Genomic DNA, 6,907 nt, shown 5'->3' on the forward strand with positions numbered 1-6,907 from the left:
TAAAATAAGTAGTGAAATGTGAGGTAGTAACAAATGGATAATGAAAAGCAAACACTCGATATTATTGAACAAATAACTCGTAATGATGGGACCAAGTATTATGAGCTCGCTAATATCGTCATGAATGGTCGTGCTGAAAAAGCCGCTGAATTAGGAATGATCAAAGAAGTTAGAATCTTAAAACTTAATATCCCACACTCATCAGCCGTACAAGTCTATGAAGACTATGTTAACGAAAATTATACAGTTCCACCGATGGATTTGACAGAATGGGTTGAATACAAGAAACCAGAAGGCAAGATTCAAGATGCCTTCAATGAAATCCTTAAAGCAAATAAAATAATTTCAAAGGATGATAACGCTGAATAATGAATTACTTTATAGCAGATACACACTTTTATCATTATCAATTATTAGAACCAAATAACTTTGCACCAAGACATTTCGGTAATGTTGACGAGATGAATCAAGCAATGATTGATGCTTGGAATGCACGTGTCGATGATAACGACCGTGTTTATCATCTGGGCGATATTTCCATGCGTCCACAGGATTATCCAACCAATCAAGAGACTTATGATATGTTACGTCAATTGAACGGTCATATAACTCTGATTAAAGGAAACCACGATTATCATGCACTTTTCAAATTTATTGATAAACATAATGTGACAATGGCCGATGGCAAGCCTAAATATGAGTTTGAAGATGTCGGCTCATTATTGAAGTTTGATCACCATCAATTTTATTGTACGCATTATCCAATGTTATTGGGAAAAGTTGATAAAATAATTAATTTACATGGACACATTCATCATTATTCTGTACCAATTCCAGAAAATATCAATGTTGGAGTTGATGCTCCTGAACGTGATTTATTGTCCGAGGATTTACCTTGGGGCTCACCATTACGCGGGGAAGAGATCCTAGAAATGTATGATAAGAAGAAAAAAGAGTTAGCAAAGATGCAAAGAAAGTAGGCTACTATGGAAAAAATTCAAATAGTTCATACTAACGATCTACATTCTCATTTTGAAAACTTTCCTCGGATAACTCGTTTTATTGAGCAGACTCGTCAAAATAGTACTGCTGATGATTTTTATTTATTCGATATCGGGGATGCAATGGATCGAGCTCAACCTTTAAGCGAGGCAACTAATGGTCAAGCTAATATTGCTTGGATGAATCCACTTCATTATGATGCCGCCACAATTGGCAATAATGAGGGTTTGGGTAACAGTCATGAAGAATTGGAACATTTGTACGATCATGCTAATTTTCCTGTTATTCTGGGTAACTTATATGAAGAAAAGAACAATAAACTGGCCGATTTTGCTGTGCAATCGAAGATTTTTACTACTAAAGCTCAGACTAAAATTGGTGTGATTGGTTTGACGGCACCATTTATTTTGACTTATCCATTATTGAACTGGGACATTCGTTTAATACAGGATATGTTGCCTAAAGTTTTACAAGATGTGAAAGACTGCGATGTGATTGTTCTCTTATCACATTTGGGCGTTTCCATGGATCGATTAATTGCCAGTAAGCATCCAGAAATTGATGTTATTATCGGATCACATACTCATCATCTCTTTCCTAAAGGGGAAATGGATAATGGAGTTTTACTGGCAGCGGCTGGTAAATATGGTCAAAATGTAGGGACTATTAATTTAGAGTTGAATCAGGATAAGCAAGTGATTAAGAAGAATGCCTTTACCACACCAACTTCATCTATGAAAGTATTGGATACTGATGCTGCCTGGATTGAAGCACAACATGATAAAGGTGAGGAATTGTTGAATCAAAGACAAGTTGCCAATTTGCCAGTTACTTTGAGCAGTGACTACCAAGCAGATCATTCAATTATTCAAGAAGCTTTAACGGCAGTACAAGAATATGCTGATACGGAAGTAGCCATATTAAGTTCAGGTCTATTTTTGAAGGATTTACCTAAGGGCGTAATTACTGAGAAAAACTTACATGATATTTTGCCACATGCAATCCATGTAATGAAAACAACTATGACGGGCGATAATGTTTGGCGCTTAGTTATGGAAATGGAAAAGAACCGTTTGTATTTGCGAACACATCAACAAAAAGGGATGGGATTTCGTGGTAAGATATTTGGCGAACTCATTTATAGAGGAATTACAGTTGATGATAAACGTAATGTATATATAAATGGTCAAGAATTAAATAGAAATCAAGAGTATACTTTAGCTTTATTGGATCATTACTTATTTGTTCCGTATTTTCCTTCTATAGAGATAGCGGGTAAGAACAAAATTATGTATCCTAAGTTCTTAAGAAATGTTTTTGGTGAATATTTAGGAAAGAAATATCCGATTTGAGGTGATTGTTTGCAGGAAGTTGAGAATAATACCACAACCAAATTAGCTGATGTTATTGTTCTGGCTGATAACCTAATTACGATTAATAAGACCCAGTACAGAATCGTTGAAAATCACGACGATGGATTTAGTAAAGAACGTATTGAAGAACGATATAATAATGTTTTAGATAAATACGATTATATTGTCGGAGACTGGGGTTATGATCAATTAAGATTTAAGGGTTTTTATGAAGATGAGAGAAAAGAAAGTACTCTAGATACCAGAATCTCCTATTTGGAGGATTACTTGATAGAATACTGTAATTTTGGTTGTGCTTATTTTGTCTTAGAGAAGATCAAAAAGGCACCATTGAAAAATGGACGTCGTAATAATAAATCTAATCATAAATTTCATACTCGTAATAATAGAACTAAACATTCTAGTAATACGAATAATAACACGAAGAATAAAGTTAATAGTCAGAAGAAAAAGAATAAAGTCGCTAAACGTCGTGTAAAGAAAACTACGGCTAAGAAGACTTTTAAAATTAGAAAAATAGGTGAAACGAATAAATGAAGTATCAAACATATTTAATTGATTTAGATGGAACAATGTACCGTGGAAAAGATAAGATTCCTGAAGCAAAGGTATTTATCGATAATTTGAATGCCAAAGGAATTGATTATTATTTTCTAACGAATAATACAACTAAGACACCACAACAAGTGGCAGATAATTTAACTAATAACCATCAAATTTCTGCAAAAGCAGATCAAGTGGTAACACCATCGCTTGCTACGGCAGCTTATGTTAAGAATATGTTTGATGATGATGTAGAGAACCATTCAGCTTATGTTGTTGGAGAATATGGTTTAAAGAGTGCTGTTTTTGGTACTGGTATTAAATTGAACGAAACTAATCCAGATGTAGTTATTGTGGGATTAGATTATGATGTTACATATCATAAATTCGAATTAGCTACCTTAGCTATCAAACGTGGGGCATTCTTTATTGGTACCAATGCGGATACTAATTTACCCAATGAACGTGGATTAGTTCCTGGTGCTGGTTCGGTAATTTCATTAGTCGAAACGTCTACTCAACAAAAGGCTAAGTATATTGGTAAGCCAGAACGAGACATTATGGACTTTGCTGCTAAGGCTAAGAATTTTGATCCTAAGACGGCTTTAATGGTGGGAGACAACTATAATACTGATATCAAATGTGGAATCAACGCCAATGTTGATACATTGTTAGTCTACACAGGTGTAAGTACACATGAAGATATTGCTAAACAGGAGATCAAACCTACTCATGAAGTAGAAAGTTTGGACAAGTGGGATGTCTAATACACAAAAGGATGGCTTTTACACAGCCGTTTTAGCATTATTCATTTTGACAACGGCAATTACGGTAACCATTTTTGCTAGCTATTTTTTGTTTGCTATCAATATTAGATTCTACAATCTGGATTCTTTGGTGAACCTGGACTATGGGACAGTTTATAAAAATTATGCTCAGATGATGGATTATTTGATTAATCCATTTAATTGGCATTTTCATTTGAGCAATTTTATTTCTTCACCAGCGGGTAGATTGCATTTTGAAGATTGTAAGAAACTCTTTCTGCTGAACTTTGGTGTCTGGATTGTTTCAGGATTACTGGTGGCTAAGTTTGGTAAAGTGCGAGCTCATTTTAATAAGGTTTTTCTCTGGATTGGTATTCTAGGAATCGTACTAGCCTTATTAATGTTGATTGATTTTGATGGATTCTTTGTGATTTTTCATGAAGTCTTGTTTCGTAATAGTGACTGGTTATTTGATTCGGGACGTGATCCTGTCATCAATATCCTACCGGAAGAATTCTTTACGCAATGTTTTGTACTATTCTTTATCCTTTTTGAAGGACTTAATTTTTGGGAAGCAAGAAAAAGAGCCTAAGACAAATGTCTTAAGCTCTTTTTTTGTTGCGATTTTTAAGTGCGGTAATCAAAACAGGAATCAGTGATACCAAGATGATGCCAAGGATAATCATTGAGAAGTGTTCTTGAACTGCGGGGATGTTACCGAATAAGTGTCCGGCAATAGAACAAATTAAGACCCACAAGAAGGCACCAATGAAATTAAACTTCAGGAAAGTTCGATAGTGCATGGTTCCACTACCAGCCACGAATGGAACGAAAGTTCTAATCAGTGGAATAAATCTTCCGATAGCAATAGTTTTACCACCATGCTTTTGGAAGAAAATATGTGCATCATGTAGATGCTCTTTATTGATCAGCTTACTGAGGTATTTATTTTCCGTTGCAAACTGTCCAAAATGTTCCCCGATTTCATAATTCATCGAATCTCCTAAGACCGCGGCAGCTAAGAAAATGATGAATAACAGCCAAGTTGATAATCCGTATTTTGGATTAGCTGCTAAAGCCATTGCTGCGAAAATCAAGGAATCACCAGGAAGGAAAGGTAAAATAACCACACCGGTTTCGATGAAAATGATAAGGAACATGATTAAATATGTCCAAAGACCGAAATTATTTACAATATTGACCATATGACTATCAATATGCAAAATGAAATCGACCAGACTCATTACGTAACTCAATCAATCAACTCCAGAATTCAAATTAGTTTACATTATACTAGCATAACTTAAAATTAGCTTTAATATTTTCTAAATTTAAAGTTATTTTTCGAAAATAGAAGTACTGTGCTCGAAGTAGTTCTTGTCAGGATAGAGATTACGTAGAGCCTTAGTCACTGCAATAGGGCCTTCGGCAAAGGCCGTTGTAATTAATTGTAATTTACCAGGATAAGTCACAATATCACCAATTGCAAAGACATTAGGTAGATTAGTTTCCATTTCTTGTGAGACCTTGATAAAGGGTCCTTGTAAGTCGATATTCCAACTGCGTAGTACTCGTGAATCAGAGACGAAGCCATAGTTAACAAGAAGTTTATCGGCAGTAACAGTTTTAATCTCATCTGATTTAACCATTTTAAGAGTCACATCGATTTTCTTTTGGTCATCAGAATTGTAGTTAACATCTTTAATAATAAAAGGATTAAGCTGTTCAACAGAAGAAGCATTTAACTTTTCAACACTTGATTCCATAGCACGATACTTGTTTCTTCTATGTATAAGGGATGTATGCTTTGCAATTTTACTGAGATCAATAGCCCAATCAACAGCAGAGTCACCACCACCAGCTACTAAAACATCTTTTCCTATATAGTCCTCAATGTCATTAACAAAGTAACTTAAATTGTTATCCTCAAGTGATTGGTCGTATTCAAATGTTAGTTTGCGTGGTTCGAAGGCACCATTACCGATAGCAATGATAATTGCTTTTGAAGTAATTTCACCATTAGTAGTTTTAATGGTCCAAGTATCATCCTCGTTTCTATCTATAGAAGAAACAGAAGTACTTAGATACTTATCACAGTCTAGAGTATTTAATTGAGTAGTTAATTGCTTACTGAGTTCAGTGCCTGATATCTTAGGTAAAGCTGCTATATCGTAAATATGTTTTTGTGCATACAATGTTTCAGGTTGACCACCTAGTTTAGGTAAGCTTTCAATTAGAGCTACATTCAAACTGCGTAATCGTGCAAAGTAGGCAGCAAACATACCTGCGGGGCCACCACCTATGATTGAAATGTCATAAATTTTATCATTCATAATCTTAGTCACCATTTTCTGTTATATAATCTATAGATACATTGTTACATATTTAGAATCTAAAAAGGTGGAAAAATAATGAGAATAGGAGATAAACTTACCGGAACCATTTCGGGAATTCAATCTTATGGTGTATTCGTTAAACTAGATAGCACTCATCAAGGATTAATTCATATTTCGGAGTTAAAACATGGATTTGTTTCTAATATAGAAGAAAGATACAAAGTAGGTGATGAAGTTCAGGTAGTAGTAATGGGTATTGACGAATATAATCAAAAGATCAGTTTATCTACAAGAGCTTTGAATCCTGAAAAGGTAGGACGTCCCATTTTACATAAACATTTCTGGACAGATTACCGTGATAAAATCGGTTATAAGACCATTGCTAAGGAGAAAAACGACTGGGTAAACAGCGCAATGGCGCTAATTTCAGAAAAAAAGCGAAAAAAATCAACTTTTTTGTAAAAAAGGGTTGCAACTCTCTTATTCGATTGGTAATATATATCTTGTTGTTGCGACAGAGCAATGGCATCAACGCTTTGAAGCTTTATTGCTTCTCCGTTGATTCCAAATTATTTTAAAGAAGTGCTTGACATGTTCTTGTTACTTCGATATGATAATTAAGTTGTCTGTTGGATGACTCCTAACTGGTTATCAATTCGTTGATAATTAGTTAGAAAAATTATTTTAAAAAGTTCTTGACAAGCTATTGTCTCCTTGATAAAATAATTAAGTCGCTGATGAGCGTAAGCGCTTAATCAGCTGGTAGACCTTTGAAAACTGAACAAAGTTTTAACACTAAAATTGTGTAGGCCAACATTTATTTGTTGGATTTACAACGAAGTCAATTCGCTAGTATTTTTATTTATGAGTCACAAACTTTTAATAT

At 34.5% G+C, this 6,907-nt stretch carries 9 protein-coding genes; 7 read left to right on the forward strand and 2 right to left on the reverse strand.

Annotated features, from left to right (window positions below; genetic code table 11):
- The first annotated feature begins 33 nt into the window (after nt 1-33).
- From LKACC16343_RS05120 to LKACC16343_RS05145, 6 genes are read left to right on the forward strand one after another with little or no spacing between them, the layout of a single operon-like run.
- Nucleotides 34-369 (forward strand): hypothetical protein, encoded by a 336-nt coding sequence (locus LKACC16343_RS05120; protein WP_025084658.1) that lies wholly within the window; start codon nt 34-36, stop codon nt 367-369.
- Entirely contained in the window at nt 369-980 is a 612-nt protein-coding gene (locus tag LKACC16343_RS05125; RefSeq protein WP_056954650.1) for a metallophosphoesterase family protein, read from the forward strand. The genes LKACC16343_RS05120 and LKACC16343_RS05125 overlap by 1 nt, the downstream gene beginning before the upstream one ends.
- 6 nt (nt 981-986) lie before the next feature.
- Complete coding sequence (locus tag LKACC16343_RS05130) at nt 987-2,354, forward strand: bifunctional metallophosphatase/5'-nucleotidase (protein WP_056954652.1); 1,368 nt, start codon at nt 987-989, stop codon at nt 2,352-2,354.
- 9 nt (nt 2,355-2,363) lie between these two features.
- Nucleotides 2,364-2,912, forward strand: coding sequence for a YutD family protein (locus LKACC16343_RS05135; protein ID WP_056954654.1), 549 nt, complete (start codon nt 2,364-2,366; stop codon nt 2,910-2,912).
- Nucleotides 2,909-3,685 carry a TIGR01457 family HAD-type hydrolase gene (locus LKACC16343_RS05140; RefSeq protein WP_056954656.1) on the forward strand — a complete coding sequence of 259 codons (777 nt, stop codon included), beginning with the start codon at nt 2,909-2,911 and terminating at the stop codon, nt 3,683-3,685. Before LKACC16343_RS05135 ends, LKACC16343_RS05140 begins: the two co-directional genes overlap by 4 nt.
- Nucleotides 3,678-4,277, forward strand: a complete 600-nt coding sequence (locus LKACC16343_RS05145) for a TIGR01906 family membrane protein (protein ID WP_056954658.1) — start codon at nt 3,678-3,680, stop codon at nt 4,275-4,277. The genes LKACC16343_RS05140 and LKACC16343_RS05145 overlap by 8 nt, the downstream gene beginning before the upstream one ends.
- A gap of 10 nt (nt 4,278-4,287) precedes the next feature.
- Here the strand turns inward: LKACC16343_RS05145 and LKACC16343_RS05150 are convergent, their stop codons facing one another.
- Together LKACC16343_RS05150 and LKACC16343_RS05155 are read right to left on the reverse strand one after the other, a co-directional pair.
- Entirely contained in the window at nt 4,288-4,929 is a 642-nt protein-coding gene (locus tag LKACC16343_RS05150) for a VTT domain-containing protein (RefSeq protein ID WP_054644002.1), read from the reverse strand.
- Nucleotides 4,930-5,022: 93 nt separating this feature from the next.
- A complete protein-coding gene (locus tag LKACC16343_RS05155; RefSeq protein WP_056954659.1) occupies nt 5,023-6,018 on the reverse strand; it encodes an NAD(P)/FAD-dependent oxidoreductase in 996 nt (331 codons plus the stop codon).
- 78 nt (nt 6,019-6,096) lie between these two features.
- On the opposite strand from LKACC16343_RS05155, the gene LKACC16343_RS05160 reads away from it, so the two are divergent.
- Nucleotides 6,097-6,483, forward strand: a complete 387-nt coding sequence (locus LKACC16343_RS05160; protein WP_056954661.1) for a CvfD/Ygs/GSP13 family RNA-binding post-transcriptional regulator — start codon at nt 6,097-6,099, stop codon at nt 6,481-6,483.
- Nucleotides 6,484-6,907: the final 424 nt, after the last annotated feature.

It is taken from the genome of Companilactobacillus bobalius, from assembly GCF_002179915.1.
Lineage (GTDB): Bacteria > Bacillota > Bacilli > Lactobacillales > Lactobacillaceae > Companilactobacillus > Companilactobacillus bobalius.

What these genes read in the sequence shown, in the direction of transcription:
- LKACC16343_RS05155 (WP_056954659.1), bottom strand. Translation starts at nt 6,018, where the DNA reads ATGAATGATAAAATTTATGACATTTCAATCATAGGTGGTGGCCCCGCA.
- LKACC16343_RS05140 (WP_056954656.1), top strand. Translation starts at nt 2,909, where the DNA reads ATGAAGTATCAAACATATTTAATTGATTTAGATGGAACAATGTACCGT.
- LKACC16343_RS05130 (WP_056954652.1), top strand. Translation starts at nt 987, where the DNA reads ATGGAAAAAATTCAAATAGTTCATACTAACGATCTACATTCTCATTTT.
- LKACC16343_RS05160 (WP_056954661.1), top strand. Translation starts at nt 6,097, where the DNA reads ATGAGAATAGGAGATAAACTTACCGGAACCATTTCGGGAATTCAATCT.
- LKACC16343_RS05145 (WP_056954658.1), top strand. Translation starts at nt 3,678, where the DNA reads ATGTCTAATACACAAAAGGATGGCTTTTACACAGCCGTTTTAGCATTA.
- LKACC16343_RS05125 (WP_056954650.1), top strand. Translation starts at nt 369, where the DNA reads ATGAATTACTTTATAGCAGATACACACTTTTATCATTATCAATTATTA.
- LKACC16343_RS05120 (WP_025084658.1), top strand. Translation starts at nt 34, where the DNA reads ATGGATAATGAAAAGCAAACACTCGATATTATTGAACAAATAACTCGT.
- LKACC16343_RS05150 (WP_054644002.1), bottom strand. Translation starts at nt 4,929, where the DNA reads ATGAGTCTGGTCGATTTCATTTTGCATATTGATAGTCATATGGTCAAT.